The sequence below is a fragment of the Pseudomonas sp. JL3 genome (assembly GCF_031570575.1).
Lineage (GTDB): Bacteria > Pseudomonadota > Gammaproteobacteria > Pseudomonadales > Pseudomonadaceae > Aquipseudomonas > Aquipseudomonas cucumis.
This window is the reverse complement of the sequence record NZ_JAKWJK010000002.1, coordinates 66546-86859: the sequence shown is the minus strand read 5'-3', so window position 1 is coordinate 86859 and position 20314 is coordinate 66546. Positions and strand designations below refer to the sequence as shown.

At 60.7% G+C, this 20314-nt stretch carries 16 protein-coding genes; 8 read left to right on the top strand and 8 right to left on the bottom strand.

Annotated elements, in window-relative coordinates; all coding sequences use genetic code 11:
• Nucleotides 1-53: 53 nt before the first annotated feature.
• Nucleotides 54-1358, top strand: coding sequence for a leucine-rich repeat-containing protein kinase family protein (locus MMG91_RS03590; protein ID WP_310658770.1), 1305 nt, complete (start codon nt 54-56; stop codon nt 1356-1358).
• 92 nt (nt 1359-1450) lie between these two features.
• Here MMG91_RS03590 and MMG91_RS03585 read toward each other — a convergent pair whose 3' ends face one another.
• Entirely contained in the window at nt 1451-2155 is a 705-nt protein-coding gene (locus MMG91_RS03585; RefSeq protein WP_095053122.1) for a YebC/PmpR family DNA-binding transcriptional regulator, read from the bottom strand.
• A 231-nt stretch (nt 2156-2386) separates the two neighbouring features.
• On the opposite strand from MMG91_RS03585, the gene MMG91_RS03580 reads away from it, so the two are divergent.
• A complete protein-coding gene (locus MMG91_RS03580) occupies nt 2387-3811 on the top strand; it encodes a type VI secretion system tip protein TssI/VgrG (RefSeq protein ID WP_310658769.1) in 1425 nt (474 codons plus the stop codon).
• Nucleotides 3812-3814: 3 nt separating this feature from the next.
• Here MMG91_RS03580 and MMG91_RS03575 read toward each other — a convergent pair whose 3' ends face one another.
• Complete coding sequence (locus tag MMG91_RS03575) at nt 3815-5206, bottom strand: FAD-dependent oxidoreductase (protein ID WP_310658768.1); 1392 nt, start codon at nt 5204-5206, stop codon at nt 3815-3817.
• A gap of 11 nt (nt 5207-5217) precedes the next feature.
• Complete coding sequence (locus MMG91_RS03570) at nt 5218-6543, bottom strand: MFS transporter (RefSeq protein ID WP_310658767.1); 1326 nt, start codon at nt 6541-6543, stop codon at nt 5218-5220.
• A gap of 285 nt (nt 6544-6828) precedes the next feature.
• Here MMG91_RS03570 and MMG91_RS03565 point away from each other — a divergent pair, with 285 nt between their 5' ends.
• Nucleotides 6829-7701, top strand: coding sequence for a LysR family transcriptional regulator (locus MMG91_RS03565; RefSeq protein WP_310658766.1), 873 nt, complete (start codon nt 6829-6831; stop codon nt 7699-7701).
• 27 nt (nt 7702-7728) lie between these two features.
• Here the strand turns inward: MMG91_RS03565 and MMG91_RS03560 are convergent, their stop codons facing one another.
• The gene (locus MMG91_RS03560; RefSeq protein WP_310658765.1) at nt 7729-8592 is read right to left on the bottom strand and encodes a LysR substrate-binding domain-containing protein; all 864 of its coding nucleotides are present in this window, start codon (nt 8590-8592) and stop codon (nt 7729-7731) included.
• 113 nt (nt 8593-8705) lie between these two features.
• Between MMG91_RS03560 and MMG91_RS03555 the strand changes: the two genes are divergently transcribed.
• The 3 genes from MMG91_RS03555 (at nt 8706) to MMG91_RS03545 (ending at nt 11536) form a co-directional block, all read left to right on the top strand.
• The gene (locus MMG91_RS03555; protein ID WP_310658764.1) at nt 8706-9815 is read left to right on the top strand and encodes a 2-aminoethylphosphonate--pyruvate transaminase; all 1110 of its coding nucleotides are present in this window, start codon (nt 8706-8708) and stop codon (nt 9813-9815) included.
• Between the two features lie 154 nt (nt 9816-9969).
• Nucleotides 9970-10797 (top strand): phosphonoacetaldehyde hydrolase, encoded by an 828-nt coding sequence (gene phnX / locus MMG91_RS03550; RefSeq protein WP_310658763.1) that lies wholly within the window; start codon nt 9970-9972, stop codon nt 10795-10797.
• Between the two features lie 190 nt (nt 10798-10987).
• Complete coding sequence (locus tag MMG91_RS03545) at nt 10988-11536, top strand: cytochrome b (RefSeq protein ID WP_310658762.1); 549 nt, start codon at nt 10988-10990, stop codon at nt 11534-11536.
• Here the strand turns inward: MMG91_RS03545 and MMG91_RS03540 are convergent.
• Nucleotides 11533-12465, bottom strand: coding sequence for a pyridoxal-phosphate dependent enzyme (locus tag MMG91_RS03540; RefSeq protein WP_310658761.1), 933 nt, complete (start codon nt 12463-12465; stop codon nt 11533-11535). The genes MMG91_RS03545 and MMG91_RS03540 overlap by 4 nt on opposite strands.
• Before the next feature lie 104 nt (nt 12466-12569).
• Nucleotides 12570-14609: an NADPH-dependent 2,4-dienoyl-CoA reductase gene (locus MMG91_RS03535; RefSeq protein WP_305446207.1), complete on the bottom strand. Its 2040-nt coding sequence runs from the start codon at nt 14607-14609 to the stop codon at nt 12570-12572.
• Nucleotides 14610-14819: 210 nt separating this feature from the next.
• Here MMG91_RS03535 and MMG91_RS03530 point away from each other — a divergent pair, with 210 nt between their 5' ends.
• Nucleotides 14820-15950: a nitrilase-related carbon-nitrogen hydrolase gene (locus MMG91_RS03530; protein ID WP_305446208.1), complete on the top strand. Its 1131-nt coding sequence runs from the start codon at nt 14820-14822 to the stop codon at nt 15948-15950.
• A gap of 3 nt (nt 15951-15953) precedes the next feature.
• Complete coding sequence (locus MMG91_RS03525; protein ID WP_310658760.1) at nt 15954-16994, top strand: AraC family transcriptional regulator; 1041 nt, start codon at nt 15954-15956, stop codon at nt 16992-16994.
• 348 nt (nt 16995-17342) lie between these two features.
• On the opposite strand, the gene MMG91_RS03520 is transcribed toward MMG91_RS03525, so the two are convergent.
• Together MMG91_RS03520 and MMG91_RS03515 are read right to left on the bottom strand one after the other, a co-directional pair.
• Complete coding sequence (locus MMG91_RS03520) at nt 17343-18197, bottom strand: DUF2242 domain-containing protein (RefSeq protein WP_310658759.1); 855 nt, start codon at nt 18195-18197, stop codon at nt 17343-17345.
• 230 nt (nt 18198-18427) lie between these two features.
• On the bottom strand, nt 18428-20299 hold the full coding sequence (locus tag MMG91_RS03515; protein WP_310658758.1) for a SurA N-terminal domain-containing protein: 1872 nt from the start codon (nt 20297-20299) through the stop codon (nt 18428-18430).
• Nucleotides 20300-20314 lie beyond the last annotated feature (15 nt).

The window sequence follows — 20314 nt, the reverse complement described above, 5'->3', positions numbered from 1 at the left end:
TGGCCCATTTCCAGGCCCCCACGCCCTCCTCCGGATCAATAGCGAATCTGCCCATGGATACCCTCGCCCAACTGCGCGCCGGCCAATTGTCGGGCATCACTCGCCTGGATCTGTCCTGCGGCCTGACCGAGTTCCCCCGGGAAATCTTCGACTTGGCGGGCTCGCTGGAAGTGCTCAACCTCAGTGGCAACGCCTTGCGTAGCCTGCCGGACGACCTGCACCGCCTGACCCGTTTACGCGTGCTGTTCTGCTCGGACAACCGGTTCACCGAACTGCCCGCTTGCCTGGGCCAGTGCACGGCGCTGACGATGATCGGCTTCAAGGCCAACGCCATCGCAAACGTGCCGGGCGCCGCGCTGCCGCCGCTGTTGCGCTGGCTAATCCTGACCGACAACCGCCTCACGGAGCTGCCGACCGAACTGGGTAAACGCCCGCATCTGCAAAAGCTCATGCTCGCCGGCAATCGGTTACAGCGTTTGCCCGAAAGCCTGAGGCACTGCCATCGACTCGAACTGATCCGCATCGCCGCCAATCAGCTCACCGAGCTTCCCGAGTGGCTGCTGACCCTGCCGAGCCTGACCTGGCTGGCGTACGCCGGTAACCCGCTGGAAACCGAAGCCGATGCCGCCGCCCTCGAAGCCACGGCGAGCATTCCCTGGTCCCAACTGAGCCTGGAGAAAAAACTCGGCGAAGGCGCGTCGGGAGTTATTCATCAGGCGTTGTGGGAGCAGACGAAACAGGTCGCGGTGAAACTCTACAAAGGCGAAATGACCAGCGATGGCTCGCCGTTGCACGAAATGAACGCCTGCATCACCGCCGGCATCCACCCCAACCTGATCCGGGTCGAAGGGCGGATCGCCGGGCATCCGCAAGCGCAGGCCGGGCTGGTGATGCAACTGATCGATCCGAGTTACCGCAACCTGGCCGGGCTGCCGAGCCTGACGTCATGCACCCGCGACGTCTACGCCGACGACATCCGGTTCAGCGCTGACGTGGCACTGCGCATCGCCAGTGGCATCGCTTCGGTGGCTCAACATTTGCACCGCCAAGGCATCACCCACGGCGATCTCTATGGCCACAACATTCTGTGGAACGAGCACGGTGATTGCCTGTTGGGCGACTTTGGCGCGGCGTCTTTCCACGCCACTTCGGACAGCCTTGAAAGCCGTGCGCTGCAACGGATCGAAGTGCGGGCGTTCGGGGTACTGCTGGGGGAATTGCTGGCGCGGGTCGACTCGGGGTTGAGCGATGAAGGTCGTGAGTCGCTAGAGGCGTTGCAGCAGCGCTGCTGTCAGCCGGATGTGCTGGCGCGGCCGGGGTTCAGCGAGGTTGTGCGGGAGTTGGCTGCGCTCAACTAGCGGCCAATATAAAACCTGTGGCGAGGGAGCTTGCTCCCTCGCCACAGGCAAGCCCCCTCACCACAAGTCAGATCACAAACTGTCGGAACCGCTTAACCCGCCAACCCGACAAACATGTCCTGCACGTCATCGTGGTTATCGAGGCCTTCGAGAAACGCTTCGACTTCTGCCATCTGCTCGTCGCTCAGGCCACTGACCGGGTTCTTCGGCTGGTAACCCAACTTGGCCGACAACACGGTGAAACCCTGCTCCGGCAGCGCTTTCTGTACCGCATCCAGGTCCGCAGGTTCGGTCAGGAACAGCGTCGCGCCGTCTTCACCTGGCTCGAAATCCTGGGCACCGGCTTCGATCGCGGCCATTTCCGGATCGGCGTCAGGGCTGTCCGGGGACGCCTCGATCATGCCGACGTGGTTGAAGTCCCAGGCCACCGAACCGGAAGCGCCCAACTGGCCCTTACGGAACGCGACGCGGATTTCAGCGACGGTGCGGTTGATGTTGTCAGTCACGCATTCAACGATCAGCGGCACCTGATGCGGTGCGAACCCTTCATATGTCACGCGATGGTATTGCACGGTTTCGCCGAGCTGGCCGGAGCCTTTCTTGATCGCGCGTTCCAGGGTTTCGCGGGGCATCGAGGCTTTTTTCGCCTGTTCGACCACCAGACGCAGGTGTGCGTTGGTGGCGGTATCGGCACCGTTGCGGGCAGCGATAGTGATTTCTTTCACCAGTTTGCCGAAAATCTTGCCCTTGGCGTTGGCTGCCGCTTCTTTGTGTTTAACCTTCCACTGTGCGCCCATTACTCACTCTCTCGATCTGTGGCGCCGAGACATCTATTGGCCGACGCATGGCGCAAGTTTATACGGCCTAAAGATGCCAATCGACCAAAAATTCCAAGATATTCACCCCATGACGAATCGACATCTTCACCAATGTTTGTAGGGCGATTCTGAAAAGTCGATTTGCGGTGACGCTTCAGGGCTGTGGTTTCGTACCCTCTGCGCCCATCCTCCCCGGCAGAAGCGCGTTCGATGCACAACGACAAGGAAAGCCCTTTCACCCTGACACTTCTCGACGGCGGTTTGAGCTTGCAGGTATTGCAGTTCAGTGGCCGTGAAGGTCTCAGCCAGCCCTATCGATTCGACATCGACGTGATCGGCCTCGCATCGTCGATGCACCTCGACCAATGGCTGCAACAACCGGCATTTCTGCGGCTGGCGGGTGACCAGGGCATTCACGGCGTGATCCACAGCGTCAGTCGCGAACATCGCGGCCCGCACCGGGTCGGCTACTCCCTGGTGCTGACGCCCCATCTTCAACACTTGGATCGGCACAGTTCGCGTCGGGTGTTTCATCGTCTCAGCGTACCCGCAATCGTGCGCCAGTTGCTGGAGGAGCATCAACTGCCCGAGCACAGCTACCGCTTCGAACTGGCAAACGGGTGTTACCCGCCCCGACCTTTTTGCATTCAGTACGATGAAAGCGATCTGACCTTCATGCAGCGGCTGTGTGAGGAAGAAGGCATCCACTATCACTTCGAACATCAGCACGACGGGCACGTGCTGGTACTGGCCGATGACAGCCTGAGTTTCCCTCAGGAACCGCTGCTGATGCCGTTCCATGACGATGCATTCAACGATTCCGCCTTGCCGGTGATCAGCGAACTGTTCCAGCGCCATGACCCAGACCTCGCCCCTGCACGATGGGAGGCCAGAAACCGCGGCGCGCGGGTGATCGGCGATGGAGCAGCCAATCACCCGCTCACCAGAACGGGCCCGATGACGGTACGCCCCGCACCCGAACAGCTTCATCACGACCAGCTCAGCCGCCGACGGCTGGAACGCCTGCGTTGCCAGCAACGGCAGATCCACGGCCAAAGCAATCAGAGCGAACTGTGCAGCGGACAGATCCTGCAAGTGGCGGAACATCCGCTCTCGAGTTTCAATGATCAGTGGCTGCTCACCGACATCCGGCACCAAGGACAGCAGCCGTCGATTCTTGCCGAAGACCAGTCCGGCAGTGCCCGGCGCTACAGCAATCAGTTCACTGCCATTCCCTGGTCAACGGTCTTCAGACCGGCGCTCAAACACGCCAGGCCGAGCATCCCGGGCTATCAGCCCGCCCGAGTGCTGGGCCCCGTCGGGCAACCGGCGGCACTCGATGACCAGGGCCGGATACAGGTCAGGCTATGGCCGACACCGGGGTTCGAGGCGGATGAATCCGCCGGTTTCTGGCTACCGGTCGCCCTCGCAACACCGGACGGCCGGATCGACCCGGCCAGGCTGCCCATGGCCGGCACCGACGTGCTGATCAGTTTCCTCGACAGCGATCCGGACCGGCCGGTGCTGTGTGCCGGCAGGGGTCATCCCCAACCTTCCCGGCCCGCTCCCGAGTCACATCGAGATGGCCGTCTGCTGCTCGATTGGCTGGTCAACCGCTCGGATCTCGCACCCTGAGCCTCATCCCTTGTCGGCCTTGCCCGCCGCCGCGGCAAACTTGGCCAGACGCACGTCGAGGTGCCGTGGCCGATGCCCGTGATCCTCGGCGCGCTCCTTGCGGCGAATGGCGTTGCGCACCATCAGCGAACCCAGATAACGGATCGGCTCCGGCGGAAAAAAGCCCAACGGGCCATTCACCAAGGGCGAACGGGTCCAGGCATTGTCCAACCCCAACACCATCGAGGCGAGAATCTGCCCGCCCATATGGCAAGGCCCGACGCCGCTGCCGGAGTAACCGAAACCGTAGAACACATTGCCGCTGGCGCTCATCTGGCCGAAGAACGGTAAACCGGTGACGGAGCGATCCGACGGCCCATTCCAGGTGGCCTCGACCTTGACCTTGGCGAACGCCGGAAAAAACTCGCTCAGGCTGTGTTGTAACAGGCCGGCATAAGGCGACGGCTGATCGAACACCGGCAGCATTCGCCCACCGTAGGCGAAGGTATTGCCGCCCTTGCCGAGCATGATTCGACCGTCCGGGGTGTTGTGGTAGTAGTGCACAAAAATCCGTGAATCGAGCACCGTTACGCCGCTGGTCAAACCGATCTCGTTGAGCAAATCCGGCCGCGGTTCGGTGATCAGCATGTCGCTGGAAATAATCGCCACACTGCGCTCGAACTGCGGGAACGCCCGGGCCATCCAGGCATTTATCGCCAGCACCACCCGGTCGGCGCGGACCGTGCCATTGGGGGTTTTAATCCCCGCCGGCTTGCCCTCCACCAGGCCAGTCATCGCAGTGTTTTCATGAATCCTCACCCCCAATTGCAGGGCCACCCGACGCAAGCCGCGCACCAGTTTGCCCGGCTGAACACTCGCAGCAGCCGGGGAAAACCAGCCCTCCAGGTGTTTGCTGGAACCGGCCATGCGCTGTACATCCGCCACTGGCCGCTGGGTGAAAGAGTTGATGCCGTTGCGCTCCAGCGCCGCAATAACCGCGTCGGTTGAACCGCATTGGGCGCGATTGGTAGCGGTGTAGAGCGTGCCATCGAGGCGGTAATCGGCGTCCACCGCGTACTCTTCGCAAAAGGCACCGATGGCGTGGATGCTGCGCTCGGACTCCTTGACCAAGCGCACGGCCTCTTCGACGCCGAACAGCCGTTCCAGGGTAAAATACTTGGCCGACCACGACAGCGCACAACCACCATTGCGCCCACTGGCACCGGCACCGCAGATGTCCGCCTCGATCAGCAGCACCTCCAGTTCGGGGTTCTGCTGCTTGAGCATGATTGCGGTCCACAACCCGGTGTAGCCGCCACCGACAATGCACACGTCGGCGCGGTCATCACCGGCTAAAGGTTCGCACGGCGTGCAGGACTCGGCCGCCAGCGCCTGTTCCAGCCAGTAAGGTCTCATGGGGGTAATCCTTATGTACGCAGGGGTTTTACAGTCATCGGTTGGTTAGGCACACATGCACGTTCGGAACGCAGACCAGCCGGGCGACTGTTCCAGTGGGGGATCAGCACCAGCGCTGAAAACAACGCGCACCCGGCAAAGACGATGAACACCGTGACCGAATCGAAGTAACCCGGCAGCAGCCCGCCGAGAATCGCCCCGACCGAACCGCAACCATTGACGAAGCCCGCCGCAGTGCCACCGGCCTTGGCGGTGCCGAAATCGATCGCCGCCGCGCCGCTGATCATCGAGTCCGGTCCGTACAGGGTCAGGCCCATGACGAACAGCAGCGCCACCACCAGCAACACGCTGCCGGTATGCAGGGCGCCCATGAACAGCGCCAGGGAAACGGTGAGTGCCAACAAGCTCAGCACACAGGCCGGCATGCGGCGGGCACCGAACAGTTTGTCCGAGGCCAGCCCCAGCAGGATCGGCCCGAGCAACCCGGCCAGTTCGAACGCGGTGGGGATGATCGCCGCGCCGACCTTGCCCACCGTGGGCATTTGCTCGAAGACGATCACCGGCCCCCACAACAGAATCGCGTAGCGCGCCGGTTTCAACAGAAAGTACGCCAGCCCCAGCACCAACACCGTGCGGTTGCGCAGGATTTCCCGCAGCGGCTCCAGAACGCTGATCTTGCTTTGAGCGTGCGCCTCTTCGGCGGTTAACGCAGGTTCCGGCTCCACCGCTGGCAAGCCAACGTCTTCGGGTTTGTTACGCTGAAAAATAAAAAACAGCACGGCGACCAGCCCAACCACCGCCGCACTGGAAATGAACGCCGCATGCCAGGTGCCGATCAGCGTATACGCCCACCAACCCGCAAACGGCGAGGCCACCAGCCCGCCAAAGGCGTAGCAGGAACTCCATAAACCCAACACCCGCCCCCGCTGCTCGGCGGGAAAGAAACTGCCAATGTTCTTGCACAGCCCCGACCATCCGGTGGACTGCGCCAGCCCTTGAATCAGCATGCACGTGGCGAAAATCGGCAACGTAGCAAAGCTGCCCATCACCAGAGCGGCCACCGCGGAAATCAGCAACCCGCCGAGCACCACAACCCTTGGGCCGAAGCGGTCGGCCAGGATGCCCCAGGTGAATTGCCCGATGGCGTAAGCGGCCAGGTAGATGGCGTCGAGGTTGGCCATGGCCATCTTGTCGAGGGTGAAGTCGGGGTCTTCGGCGATCCCCAGTTTGGCCACGGAAAAGGCTTTGCGGGTGAAATAGAACGCGGCATACGCGAGCCAGGTGATGGCGAAAATCTGCACGCGCCAACGCTTGATGGTACCGATGGGACTGTTCATTGTGGTTCTGACCTCAGGGTGTGAGTGTGCCGGCAGAATTGGAAGAAAACGCCTGTGTTTTTTATTGTTGAGCACTGCGGTATCGCCTGTTCCCTGAGGCGATACCGGTCAGATGAGTCCTGCTGATTGCACGCATGGGCTCATGGCCACCGATGCTGTTCGACTGACCAGTCATCAGGGCTGAAGCGGATAAAAACAATTACTGATTAATAAGTGAAATCGATTTATCGTATTTCCAATATAAGCTCAGGTTGTTACTGGCTAAGCTCGTCACTGGAGAGTTCGATGTCGGTATCCCACGCCCAGCTCAAAGCCTTCCACGCCGTCGCGGTCCACGGAAGCTTCACCAGGGCCGCCGAGCGGCTGTTTCTGACGCAACCGGCGATTTCCGACCAAGTGCGCAAGCTCGAAGAGCGTTTCGGTGTGTTGCTGTTCCACCGCAATAAACGCTCCGTGCGCCTGACCGATCTGGGCGAACGCCTGTTGAGCGTCACCCAGCGGCTGTTCGTCATCGAGGCCGAGGCACAGGAGTTGCTTCACGCATCTCAGGCGTTGCAAACCGGCAGCCTGATTCTGGCGGTGGACGCGCCGGTGCATGTGCTGCCGCAGATTGCGCGGTTCTGTGAGCGCTACCCCGGCATCAGCGTAAAGATTGAAACCGGCAACACCGACGAATCGCTATTTCGGCTGTTCAACTACCAGGCCGATCTGGCCCTGTTGGGGCGTGATGTCAGCGACGAACGCTTGCTCTCGTTGCCACTACGCAATGACCCGATGGTGGCGTTCGTTTCACGCCATCATCCGTGGGCCGATCGCGAGTCCATCTGCCTGGCGGACCTGGACGACACGCCGTTGGTGCTGCGGGAAATCGGCTCGGTGACTCGGCAAACTCTGGAAGAAGAAATGACCCGCGCCGGGTTGCGCATCCGCCCGGCGATTGAAGTCGAAGGCCGGGAAGCGGCGCGCGAGGCGGTGGTGGTCGGGATTGGCGTGGGGGTGGTGTCGGCCGCTGAATTTGGCGCGGATTCGCGGGTGTGCGCGTTGCCGATTACCGATTGCACACGTCGGCTGACAGAAACGCTGGTGTGCTTGCGCGAACAGAGTTCGCGGCGGGTGGTGGCGACGTTTCTGGAGATGGTTCGCGAGAGTCTGTTGTAGGCAGATCTGGCCCCTTCGCGCTGCGGTCTATCCGGCGGGCGCCAACTCAAAAAACGCCTGTATCAAGCGCAAATCCCGCCGCCGTTCCATGCACCCGATCATGTGCCGATTGACCAACCCCTCGCCCATAATCGGCACCGCCACCACTCGCGGGTCGTGGCTGACCTCCACCGACGACACCACGCCCACGCCCAACTCCGCGGCCACCGCCTCGGTCACGGCCTCACGACTGTCCAGTTCCAGCAACACCCGAGGATTGACCCTGGCTTGAGCGCACGCTTCGTCGAACGTGCGTCGGGTGATCGAACTCGGTTCACGCAAGACCATGATCACCTGGTCCAGTTCTTTGAGCTGCACCCCTTTGGACTTCTGCGCCCACGGATGACCCGCGGGCACCAACGCGCAAATCCTCGATTCGCTCAACGCTTGCAGGTGCAACCCCTTGCGCGGCTCGACCTCGGTCAGCACCGCCACGTCGGCATGCTCCGACAGCAACGCCGCCAACGTTTCCTGGGCATTGCCCAACCGCAGGTTCACGGTGATTCCCGGATAACGCGCGCGCAGGCTGGCGAGCATCGGCATGACCATGTGCGGCCCATCCGCCGCCACTTCCAGGCGCCCGGTCAGTAACTGACGGTTGGCCTCCAGCATTACCTGCGCTTCTTCGGCCAGACCAAACATCGCCCGAGTGATCGCCGCCAGTTTGGTGCCCTCTTCCGTCAGCTCGACGCGCCGCGCGGTGCGTCGCAACAAGGTGATCTGGTAATGCTCCTCCAGCGCCTTGATGTGCCCGGTAACGGCCGGTTGGCTGATAAACAGGCGCTCGGCGGCGCGGGTGAAGCTGCCTTCCCGAGCCACGGCGTCGAAGGCGCGCAGCTGAAACAGATTCATGAATAACCCTCACTGATGGCTGGCATAACAACAAACAATTTGATTGATAGCTCACCGAATTGCAATTTATGTCCCGTAGCTTCATCCCACTGAGCTTTTGCGAGGACACAAGAATGAGTACTGCCGAGCCCATCCTGCTCACCCCCGGTCCATTGACCACAGCGAGCCGCACCCGTCAGGCGATGATGGTCGACTGGGGCTCATGGGATGACCGCTTCAATCAACTGACCGCCAGCCTCTGCGAACAGCTGCTGACAATCATCAACGGCGGCGATAGCCATCACTGCGTGCCGTTGCAAGGCAGCGGCACGTTCGCGGTCGAAGCGGCCATCGGCACGCTGGTGCCTCGGGACGGTAAAGTGCTGGTGCTGATCAACGGCGCCTACGGCAAGCGCCTGGCAAAGATCTGTGAAGTGCTCGGCCGCTCGTTCAGCACCTTCGAAACCGCCGAAGACGAACCGACCACCGCCGCCGACGTCGACCGCCTGCTGCGGGCCGATGCCAGCATCACCCACGTCGCGCTGATTCACTGCGAAACCAGCACCGGCATTCTCAACCCGCTGGCTGAAATCGCCCACGTTATCGAGCAACAGGGCAAACGCCTGATCATCGACGCCATGAGTTCGTTTGGCGCCCTGCCGATCGACGCCCAGGATGTGCCGTTCGATGCGCTGATCGCCGCCTCGGGCAAATGCCTGGAAGGTGTGCCGGGAATGGGTTTCGTCTTTGCCCGCAAAGAAGCGCTGGCCAATGCCGCCGGTAACTCGCACTCACTGGCGATGGACCTCTTTGACCAGCACACCTACATGGCCAAGACCGGCCAATGGCGCTTCACCCCGCCGACCCACGTGGTTGCGGCGCTGCACGAAGCGCTGCTGCAATACAACGAAGAAGGTGGCTTGCCCGCACGGTATCAGCGCTACGCCAATAACTGCCAGGTGCTGCTCGATGACATGGCCAAATTGGGCCTGCGCAGCTTCCTGCCTGCCGCGATCCAGGCGCCGATCATCGTCACCTTCCACGCGCCGAAAGACCCGCGCTATCAGTTCAAGGAATTCTACGAGCGGGTCAAGGCCAAGGGTTTCATCCTCTACCCCGGCAAACTGACCCAGGTCGAAACCTTCCGCGTCGGCTGCATCGGCCACGTCAACCAGGGCGAAATGCACGCAGCGGTGGCGGCGGTCGCCGAGGTGCTGCGCGAGATGGAAGTGTTGGAAATCTAATTCTCCCCAGATCCCTGTGGGAGCGGGCTTGCCCGCGATAGCGGTCTGACATTCACCATTGAATGTCGACTGACAGGGCCTCATCGCGGGCAAGCCCGCTCCCACAGGTACATCGAACTCCCGTATATCTCCTTCTCATAGGAATTTATTTGCCATGAACTACAGCAACCCAACCAAACTGCAAGCCGCCATCCTCGACTGGGCCGGCACCGTGGTCGACTTCGGCTCCTTCGCCCCGACGCAGATTTTTGTCGAAGCCTTCGCCGAGTTCGACGTCCAGGTTTCCATCGAAGAAGCCCGCGGGCCGATGGGCATGGGCAAGTGGGACCACATTCGTACCCTGTGCGATCAGCCGCAAGTCGCCGAGCGTTACCGCAAAGCGTTCGGCCGCACGCCGACCGACGATGACGTCACGGCTATCTACCAACGCTTCATGCCGCTGCAGATCGAAAAAATCGCCGAACACTCGGCACTGATTCCGGGCGCCCTGGACACCATCGCCAACCTGCGCCAACAAGGGATCAAGATCGGCTCCTGCTCCGGCTACCCGAAACAGGTCATGGACAAAGTGGTAGAACTGGCCGCCACCAATGGCTACGTCGCCGACCACGTGGTCGCCACTGACGAAGTGCCCAACGGCCGCCCTTGGCCGGCTCAGGCACTGGCCAACGTGATTGCCCTGGGCATCGACGATGTCGCGGCCTGCGTGAAGATCGACGACACGGTGCCGGGCATCCTCGAAGGTCGCCGCGCCGGCATGTGGACCGTGGCGTTGATCTGCTCCGGCAACGCGCTGGGTCTCGACTACGAAGGCTATCGCGCTCTGGGCAGCGATAAACTGGCCAGCGAACGCAAGCGCATTCACGCGATGTTCGAAGGCTCGCGGCCGCACTACATGATCGACACCATCACCGACTTGCCGGAAGTTATCGCCGACATCAACAAGCGCCTGGTCAACGGCGAGATGCCGCAAACCGACTGATTGCACCTCTCGTTTCACAAAAAAGCGCCAAGTCCTTTAACGGAACTGGCGCTTTTTTGTGGCCGATCACTTGATCCAGAGCATTGAACAGCCCCTTCGCCTCAGGCAAACCCACCAAACAGGATTACAGTTAACCCCACGCCGTCGAACAAGAACGGTGACTTCAGACCTGACCTGTGAGGAACACCGTATGCCCTGGAAGAATTCCGACTCACGCTACAGCACCGTATCGATCGCGCTGCACTGGTTGATGCTGGTGCTGCTAATAGTGGTTTACGCCTGCATCGAATTGCGCGGGATATTCCCCAAGGGCAGCGGCGGCAGGACGCTGATCAAGGAAGCGCACTTCATGCTCGGCTTGACGGTGTTCGTGCTGGTCTGGCTGCGGCTGTTCGCTCGCAGCCTGGGGCCGGCGCCGCAGATCTTCCCCGCCTCGCCTCGTTGGCAAACCCTGCTCGCCAAACTGATGCACTGGGCGCTGTATATTTTCATGATCACCATGCCGATTCTGGGCTGGTTGATTACCAGCGCCGAGGGGCATCAGGTGATGTTCTATGGCATCGACCTGCCGTTGCTGATCGAAGAAAACAAACCGCTGGCCAAGCAGCTTGAGGGCTGGCATGTACTCGGCGGGACGATCGGCTATTGGCTGATCGGACTGCACGCCGTGGCCGGGCTTTACCATCACTATGTGGTGCGCGATAACACCTTGCTGCGGATGGTGCCCAAGCGCGGTTAGTCGCGACTGGTCTGCTCGAAACCCCGGCGGCCCTGCAAGCCGCCGGTGTGGATGAAAATCAAGCGCGTTCCCCGGGCAAATTTACCCGCCTCGATTCGCAGCTTGAGCGCCAGCAGCGCTTTGCCGGTGTACAGCGGTTCGAGAGGAATGCCGCTGGCCTGTTCGGTCTGCTCAATGAACTCGAGTAAAAGCGGATCGACTTTGGCAAAGCCGCCACGGCTGGCGTCGAACAGTTCATAAACCGGATTCTGCAGACCTGTCTCGCGAAGAATCGATTCGACCTGCTGCGCTACGCCATGATCGTCAGGCACCGCCAGCGCGCCATACACCGGATGCTCACCCGTCTCGGCCAGAACCAACCCTGCCAGGGTGGTGCCCGTTCCGCAGGCCAGCCACCAGCCGTCGTAGTTGCTCCAGCCCAGACCGCTCAATTGCTCGCAGGCCAGAGTCACCAATTGCCCGCAGCCCTTCGCCCCAAGCAAGCCGCCGCCACCTTCCGGCACTGGATGTAGCTCGGGGTATTGCTCCCGCCATGGCTGCCAGAAACCCGGTTCGTGCCGCGCTCGATAACCGCCATAACCCAACCAATGCAACTGCATGCCGAACGCCTGCAAGTCCTTTACTGTCGGCGTTTCTTGCGGATGCCCACGCAGCAAACCCACAGTGGTGAAACCGAAGCGTTTGCCCGCAGCGGCCAGCGCGTGAAGATGATTGGAATGGGCACCGCCCAGGCTGATGATGCCTTGGGCGCCGTTCTGGTCGGCGGCTTTCAGGTGTTCGATGAGCTTGAACCACTTGTTGCCGCTGATCAGCGGGTCGATCTGGTCCAGACGCAGGATCGCGACGTCGATGCCGGCAGTGGTGAGCCAGTCGAGGTGAAGGGGTTCGAGGGGGGCTTGGGGTAGCCAGTCGCTGGGAAGAGAAAGCATCAATGCGCTACGTTCTGGCGAAAAGCAGGAGTCTATCAGCCAGCACGATCCCTGTAGCAGCTGCCGAAGGCTGCGCCAGCTGCTACAAGGGATTGCGGTGTACGTTAGAGTTCAGCCGCCAACCGCGAACCCTGGTTGATCGCGCGCTTGGCATCCAGCTCTGCCGCCACGTCCGCGCCGCCGATCAAATGTACGTTCTGCCCCGCCGCGACCAGACCGTCGTGCAACTCACGCAACGGATCCTGCCCGGCGCAGATCACGATGTTGTCCACCGGCAATACCTGCGGTTCGCCGCTTTCGCCGATACGGATGTGCAGCCCCTCGTCGTCGATCTTCAGATACTCGACGCTGTTGAGCATCTGCACCTGCTTGTTCTTCAGACCGGTGCGGTGAATCCAGCCAGTGGTTTTGCCCAGGCCGTCGCCGACCTTGGACTTCTTGCGCTGCAGCAAGAACACTTCACGGGCCGGCGCATGCGGCTGCGCCTTGATCCCCGCAACACCGCCGCGCGCTTGGAGGTATGTATCGATGCCCCACTCCTTCCAGAACGCTTCGCGGTCCTGACTGGTGGCCACACCCTCGTGAACGAGGAATTCCGACACGTCGAAACCGATACCGCCGGCGCCAATCACCGCGACGCGCTTGCCCACTGGTTTACGCTCAAGGATCACGTCCAGGTAGCTCAGCACCTTGGCGTGCTCGACGCCCGGAATCCCCGGTACCCGCGGCGCAATGCCGGTCGCCAGGATGATTTCGTCGTAACCGCCCTCAACCAATTGCGCCACATCCACACGGGTGTTCAGGCACAACTCGACGTTGGTGGTCTGCAACTTGCGGCTGAAGTAGCGCAAGGTTTCGAAGAACTCTTCCTTGCCCGGCACGCGCTTGGCGATGTTGAACTGACCGCCGATTTCGCTGGCCGAATCGAACAACGTCACCTGATGACCACGCTCAGCAGCTACAGTGGCGGCAGACAAACCGGCAGGGCCGGCACCGACCACGGCGATTTTCTTGATCTGCTGCACCGGCAGGTAATTGAGTTCGGTTTCATGGCAAGCCCGCGGGTTCACCAGGCAACTGGTCAACTTGCCGCCAAAGGTGTGATCCAGGCACGCCTGATTGCAACCGATACAGGTGTTGATTTCATCGCCACGACCGGCCGCAGCCTTGTTGACGAATTCCGGGTCGGCGAGGAACGGCCGCGCCATGGACACCATGTCGGCATCGCCTTCGGCCAGAATCTGCTCGGCGACTTCCGGGGTGTTGATGCGGTTGGTGGTGATCAGCGGAATACTGACCGAGCCGCGCAACTTGGCCGTAACCTTGCTGAACGCCGCACGCGGCACTTTGGTGGCGATGGTCGGAATCCGCGCTTCGTGCCAGCCGATGCCGGTGTTGATGATCGTCGCACCGGCCTGCTCGATGGCCTTGGCCAATTGCACGATCTCTTCCCAGCTGCTGCCGCCTTCCACCAGATCAAGCATCGACAGGCGGAAGATAATGATGAAGTTCGGGCCGACCGCTTCGCGCACCCGGCGGACAATTTCTACCGGCAGGCGCATGCGGTTTTCGTAAGCGCCGCCCCAGCGGTCAGTGCGATGGTTGGTGTGGGCCGCGAGGAACTGGTTAATGAAATAACCTTCGGAGCCCATGATCTCGACGCCGTCGTACTCGGCTTTTTGCGCCAGAGTCGAGCAGGTGACGAAGTCACTGATCTGCTTCTCTATGCCTTCCTCGTCCAGCTCTTTAGGCTTGAACGGGTTGATCGGCGCCTGAATCGCGCTCGGCGCCACCTGCTTTGGGCTGTAGGCATAACGCCCGGCATGAAGAATCTGCATGCAGATCTTGCCGCCCGCCTCATGCACCGCGCGGGTAACGATCAGGTGCTTGAGCGCTTCTTCCTCGGTGGTCAGCTTAGCCGCGCCGGAGTAAACCCCGCCCTCATCGTTCGGGCCGATACCGCCGGTGACCATCAGGCCAACGCCACCACGGGCACGCTCGGCGAAATACGCAGCCATGCGCTCGAAGCCGCCGGGCTTTTCCTCGAGGCCGGTGTGCATCGAGCCCATCAAGGTACGGTTGCGCAACGTGGTAAAACCCAGGTCCAGCGGGGCCAACAGGTGCGGGTAATGAGCGGCGGCCATCGGTAACTCCACAACGAGCGATCACGAAAAAAAATGCAGGAGCTCTTCGGCCCCCGTCAGTCATGTTCGACAGACTAAGAGTCGCACTGCTGTCACTCAATGACCGTAACTGACAACTTATTGATCCAAATGCACAGCGCCCCTTGGCAAGCGCGGGCATGAGCCCTACCCTAGTCGCGAACCCTGCACACGGCCGTTGACTGTTTCCCCATGCGCAAACTTTTGTACCTGACCCTCTCCATGGCGTTGATCGCCGCCCTCACGACCTACGCGATGTGGGCCGCGGACCGTCCGGTGGGTCATTACCTGTCGGACCTGCGCATCAGTCTCGCGGTCGATCAGGGCACACCCGCCGATCGCGGCAATCTGCTGGGCATCCAGCCCGAGCTGTTCCCAACCGATTATCAAAGCCCCGAACGCCTGCACCGCAAGCTCGCGGCTTACTTGCAGAAGGCTCAGGATCAGGGCCTGCTGAACGAAAAGACCATCGTCGTACTGCCCGAACATGTCGGCACCTGGCTGATGATCAGCGGCGAAAAAGACGAGTTGTACCAAGCCACTACGCTCAAGGAAGCCATGAACTGGCTGGCGGTGAGCAACCCGTTGCAGTTCATCCGCGCCCTGATCAGTGCCGAGGGCGGCAGCCGTCTCGACGACGCGCACTTGCGGATGAAAGCCAAAAAAATGGCCCAGAATTACCAAGCGCTGTTCGGCGGCTTGGCGAAAGAATTCCGCATTACTCTGGTAGCGGGTTCCATCGTGTTGCCCGAGCCGAGTGTCAGCGATGGCACCCTGAAGATTGGCCGCGGCGCGCTGTACAACAGCAGCGTGGTGTTCGGTCGCGACGGTCTGCCGATTGGCCAGCCGCAGAGACAAATGCACCCGACTTTCGCTGGGCACGACACTGTCCAAGCCCATTCCGAACACACGATCAACGTCGTCGACACACCGGCCGGACGCCTGGGCGTGCTGATCGGCAGCGACAGTTGGTATCCGGACAACTATCGCAAACTCGACGATCAAGGCGCGCAACTGGTGGCGGTCCCGGCGTTCGTCGTCGGGCGCGGGTCCTGGGATCAACCGTGGCGTGGCTACAAAGGCCAGTCCACGCCGAGTTCTGTCAGTCTCAAGGCTGGCGAACTCAGTGAAGGTCAGGCCTGGCATCGGTTGACGTTGAGTGCCCAACCGTCTGGCAGCCAGACCATCGCCGGCATGAGCGTGTTCCTGCGCGGTCAGTTTTGGGACAAGGGCAGCGCCGGTCAAAGCTTCCTCAGCAGCAACGGGCAGCAATTCGCCGACGGCGATGCCCGGGGCGCACGTTTGCTGAACCTCTGGTTGTAAGCGATGAAACCGCAGCCGATGCGCCTCGGTGATTTGTCGGTGGGTTTCGTCCATAGCCTGGCCGACGCCGTGCGCAGCCATGGCCTGGACCCACAACCGCTGCTCGAACAATACGGCCTCGATGCCGCACGGCTGGCCGAAGCCGGCGCCCGTCTCTCGATCCCGCGCTACATGCGCCTGGGTCACGGCGCCATTCAACTGACCGACGATCCGGCACTGGGTTTGCGCATGGGCCGGCTCAGTCGCCTGAGCCAGGCCGGCCTGGCCGGAGTCACCGCCACCCAGGCCCCAACCGTGCGGGAAGCGGCGCGCTGCCTGATTCGCTTCGAAGCGCTGTACGGTTCCAACTATCGCGGCCAGTCGAGTTTTCATGAAGACGCCCAAGGCGCCTGGCTGCGGTTCTATTCCATCAGCCCCTATAACGCCTACAACCGCTTCGTGGTGGACTCGATCATTGCCGGCTGGTTGCAGCAATTGTCCAGCGTAAGCCCTGCCCCGCTACGCGCCGAACGGATCGAGATCGAATTCCAGGCGCCGGATTACCGAGAGGCGTACGCCGTGCTGGGGGATTGTCCGATTCAGTTTGGCGCCGAACAGAATCAACTGCGCCTGAGCCTGGACAGCCTCGCCCAGCGCAACCCGGAGCACTGCCCGAGCACCTGGCGGCACCTGCTGCAACTGTGTGAGCGGGAACTGGAGCAACTGACACGCACCCGCAGCCTGCGTGAACGCATCACTCAGTTACTGGGGCCGTTGCTCAATGGTGGTCGGGAACCCGACCTGGAAGAAGTGGCGGCACGCCTGAAGCTGCCAACCTGGACCTTGCGTCGCAAGCTCGCCGACGAAGGCACGCAATTTCGTGCCATTCTCAACGACACACGTCGCGACCTCGCCATGACCTACATCCGCGACACCGAACTGGCGTTCGGGGAAATCGCCTACCTGCTGGGTTTTGCCTCAGCCGAAGCCTTTCAACGGGCCTTCAAACGCTGGAACGGCCAGACCCCCGGCGAGTTTCGCCGCAGTCATCGCCAATCCGCGTAACGTTTACAACTCGGTAGCGTCTTCGGCCGGTTCCAGTGGGTCCAGTTCAAATGCCTGATACTCGAGCAGTTCTTCTTGATAATCGTCCATTATTAAAACCCCCATCGCTTGTTGAAAAAATCTTCTGAATAAATGACCAGCGCCCTGAGCATAAAGTGCCCGCATGAAAGAAAAATGACGCGCGCATGACACTACATCGCTACTGAATAAAACGTAGCAGGTGGTCAGGAATTTATCCCAGAATTTTTTCGATACGAGCCGTAGGAATACGGCTCGGTTTGATGTGGATCAATCTTGGAAGGTGTTACAGGATCGGAGTCGTCTGACCCGATCCGTAACATCAGCCTATTACTGGCCGGAGACAGGCATGGCCGAAATTGGCTCGGTCGGTGCCGGCATGGTGCTTGAATCCGCCGGTGGAGCCACTGTTTCCGTGGACGAAGTCGGCTCGCCGCTCTGCTCCGGGGTAATCGGCGCCGTTTCAGCAGGTGGTACAACAGGCTCCGAACTGGTTGGAGCGGTTTCAGCTGGTGCAGGTTCAGCTGCCGGCGCTGGAGCAGGCGCAGGTTCGGCCGCAGGGGTCGGAGTCGGGGCCATCTGAGCCGGCACAGCCTTGACTTCAGGCACACCCAGCTCAGTCTTCGGCTTCTCGGTAATGTGCGCTGCCTTCTTCGCTTCCGGTGGCAGGAACAACTCGACCAGGGCAAAGAAACGCTCGTAGAACTTGGCCGAGGATACGGTTTCACTGGCGACCTTGACCATCGAGTCGTCGGACGAGCCGATCGGCATCGAGACCGAGCCCAACACACCGACACCGAGACTGGCGGAGTTGTTGGTCTTCTTCAGCGCATAACGGTCCTGCAGGGCGTTGGCGAACATGGTCGCGTGGTGCCCTTCGCTGCCATCATCGGCACAAACCACGCTGAAGCTGATCTCCATGTGGGTCTCGCCAGTCTGCTGGAAACTCTTGTGACCACTGACCAGCTTCGGATCGGCGCTGGTGATGATGTAACCCTGGCTGAGCAAAGCCCGACGGGCGGCCTCGCAGGACTGCTTATCGGTCACCGGATAATTGCGCGAAAACGTTCCGGAATCGTCGAAGTTCTCATGCTCATAGATGGCGGCTTTCTTCGATGAACAACCGGCAGCGGCGGCCAGCATCACGGCCAGCCCCACAACCCGCATGGGAATTGATCTTAACATTGAACATCCTGAGGAAAACGGTTCGGGGCGTATTGTGCAACAGATCGATGCTTAGCGTCGCACCGTTTAGTGTCTAGAAACAGTTACAAGTCTACTGACTGTCATTGACAGGAAAAAGTCGCGCGGTAAATAAGCAGGCGACGGGTAGCTCATACCGCTTTTGTTTCACCCATAAAAAACCCCAGCCTTTCGGCCGGGGTCTTTTATGTCGCGTAAAGCTCAGTCAAGCATCAGAAACGCTTGATCTCAGCCTCGCTTTCCAACAGTTTGCGGTAAGCCGCGAAGTCTTGCTGGCCAATGCGCGAGGCGAGGAATCGACGGTATTGAACCTTCTCCTCTTCGGTCGGCGCCGCCGCTTCGTTCACGCCGTCCAGGCGCACGATCACCAGGCTACCATCGGCCAGAGTCACGCTGCTGAAGGTCGGCTTGTCCTTGGAGACTGGCTTGGGCATGCGGAACAGCGCTTGCAGCACGGTTGGGTCGACCCCTTCCTGAGCACGAGTCGCCGCTTGAATCACTTTCCAGTTCTGGCCATCGATCGCCTTGTCCAGCGCAGTCTTGCCATCGCGCAGGCTGGCGATCAGTTGATCAGCCTTGGTCTTGGCGGCAGCACTGGCATGCTCCTTGATCAGTTGCGCACGGATACTGGCAGACACGCTTTCCAGCGGCAGTTGCTCAGGCTTGCGGTGTTCCTTGGCGCGCAGCACGATCACGGTTTCCGGGTCCAGCTCGATGGCGGTGCTGTTGGCACCCTCATCCAGCACTTCAGGACTGAACGCAGCGGTCACCACGGCACGGTTGGCCGCAATACCTTCGCCACCTTCCCGACCGAATGGCGCGGAGGTGTGGACAGTCAGCTTCAAGTCTTGTGCCGGCTGAGCCAGATCGGAGGATTCGAACGACGAGTCTTCCAATTGTTTGGTCGCCTCGACGAAACGCTGCTCGACCTGCTGGGTTTTCAGCTCGCGGGTCAGCTTGTCTTTCAGGCTGGCAAACGTTGGCACTTCAGGGGCTTCAACGCCCAAAAGCTTGATCAGGTGGAAACCGAAGTCGGTGCGAACCGGCTCCGAAACCTGATCTTTGGCCAACGAATACAGGGCTTTTTCAAACGCTGGATCGTAGACGCCTGGACCTGCAAACCCAAGGTCACCGCCGTTGTTCGCCGAGCCCGGATCCTGGGAGAATTCCTTGGCCAGGGCCTCGAATTTCTCGCCTTTGGCCAGACGCGCCTGCACTTCTTCGATTCTGGCCTTGGCTTGCGCCTCGGTCACCTTATCGTTCACTTCGACCAGAATATGCGCAGCCCGGCGTTGCTCGGACAGGTTCGCGGTTTCTTTCTGATACGCCGCTTGCAGGTCTTCGTCCTTGACGCTGACCTGATCAAAGAAGGACGCCTTCTTCAATTCGAGGTAATCGATGACCACCTGATCCGGCGTCATGAATTCCTTGGCGTGTTCGTCGTAGTAGGCTTTGACTTCGTCGTCAGTCAGTTTCACCGCCGCAGGATCTGCCTTGACGTTCAAGGTGGCGAAATCGCGGGTCTGCTTTTCCAGACGGGCGAAGGCAAGAACCTGTGCATCGGTGACAAAGCCGCTACCGGCCAAGCCAGCGCGTAGCTGACCGATCAGCATTTCCTGAGCCAGCATCTGGCGGAATTGCAGACGGCTATAGCCGAGTTGACGGATCACCTGATCGAAGCGATCGGCGTTGAACTTGCCTTCCACCTGGAATTCAGGCGTTTGCAGGATCACCTGATCCAAAGCCGCCTCGGAGAAAGCGAATTTCGATTTTTCTGCGCCTTGCAGCAGCAGTTTGCGATCGATCAGGCCTTTGAGGGCCGATTCGCGCAGCATTTTTTCGTCGAGCAAGGAAGCATCGAAATCCTTGCCAAGCTGTTGCATGAGCTGACGGCGTTGCATATCAACCGCCTGGTTCAGCTCGTTTTGACTGATTTCTTCACCATTGACCTTGGCCGCATCCTGGCTGTTGGTCGTCGCCTGGAAAATGGCCTCGATACCGGTGAAAGCCATCAGTACAACGATGATCCCGATAATGGTCTTGGCAATCCAGCCTTGTGAATTGTCCCTGATATTCTGCAGCATGCGTCCCCCAGAAAC

Coding starts and splice junctions, on each gene's coding strand:
- MMG91_RS03590 (WP_310658770.1), top strand. CDS start 54: ATGGATACCCTCGCCCAACTGCGCGCCGGCCAATTGTCGGGCATCACT.
- MMG91_RS03585 (WP_095053122.1), bottom strand. CDS start 2,155: ATGGGCGCACAGTGGAAGGTTAAACACAAAGAAGCGGCAGCCAACGCC.
- MMG91_RS03580 (WP_310658769.1), top strand. CDS start 2,387: ATGCACAACGACAAGGAAAGCCCTTTCACCCTGACACTTCTCGACGGC.
- MMG91_RS03575 (WP_310658768.1), bottom strand. CDS start 5,206: ATGAGACCTTACTGGCTGGAACAGGCGCTGGCGGCCGAGTCCTGCACG.
- MMG91_RS03570 (WP_310658767.1), bottom strand. CDS start 6,543: ATGAACAGTCCCATCGGTACCATCAAGCGTTGGCGCGTGCAGATTTTC.
- MMG91_RS03565 (WP_310658766.1), top strand. CDS start 6,829: ATGTCGGTATCCCACGCCCAGCTCAAAGCCTTCCACGCCGTCGCGGTC.
- MMG91_RS03560 (WP_310658765.1), bottom strand. CDS start 8,592: ATGAATCTGTTTCAGCTGCGCGCCTTCGACGCCGTGGCTCGGGAAGGC.
- MMG91_RS03555 (WP_310658764.1), top strand. CDS start 8,706: ATGAGTACTGCCGAGCCCATCCTGCTCACCCCCGGTCCATTGACCACA.
- phnX (WP_310658763.1), top strand. CDS start 9,970: ATGAACTACAGCAACCCAACCAAACTGCAAGCCGCCATCCTCGACTGG.
- MMG91_RS03545 (WP_310658762.1), top strand. CDS start 10,988: ATGCCCTGGAAGAATTCCGACTCACGCTACAGCACCGTATCGATCGCG.
- MMG91_RS03540 (WP_310658761.1), bottom strand. CDS start 12,465: ATGCTTTCTCTTCCCAGCGACTGGCTACCCCAAGCCCCCCTCGAACCC.
- MMG91_RS03535 (WP_305446207.1), bottom strand. CDS start 14,609: ATGGCCGCCGCTCATTACCCGCACCTGTTGGCCCCGCTGGACCTGGGT.
- MMG91_RS03530 (WP_305446208.1), top strand. CDS start 14,820: ATGCGCAAACTTTTGTACCTGACCCTCTCCATGGCGTTGATCGCCGCC.
- MMG91_RS03525 (WP_310658760.1), top strand. CDS start 15,954: ATGAAACCGCAGCCGATGCGCCTCGGTGATTTGTCGGTGGGTTTCGTC.
- MMG91_RS03520 (WP_310658759.1), bottom strand. CDS start 18,197: ATGTTAAGATCAATTCCCATGCGGGTTGTGGGGCTGGCCGTGATGCTG.
- MMG91_RS03515 (WP_310658758.1), bottom strand. CDS start 20,299: ATGCTGCAGAATATCAGGGACAATTCACAAGGCTGGATTGCCAAGACC.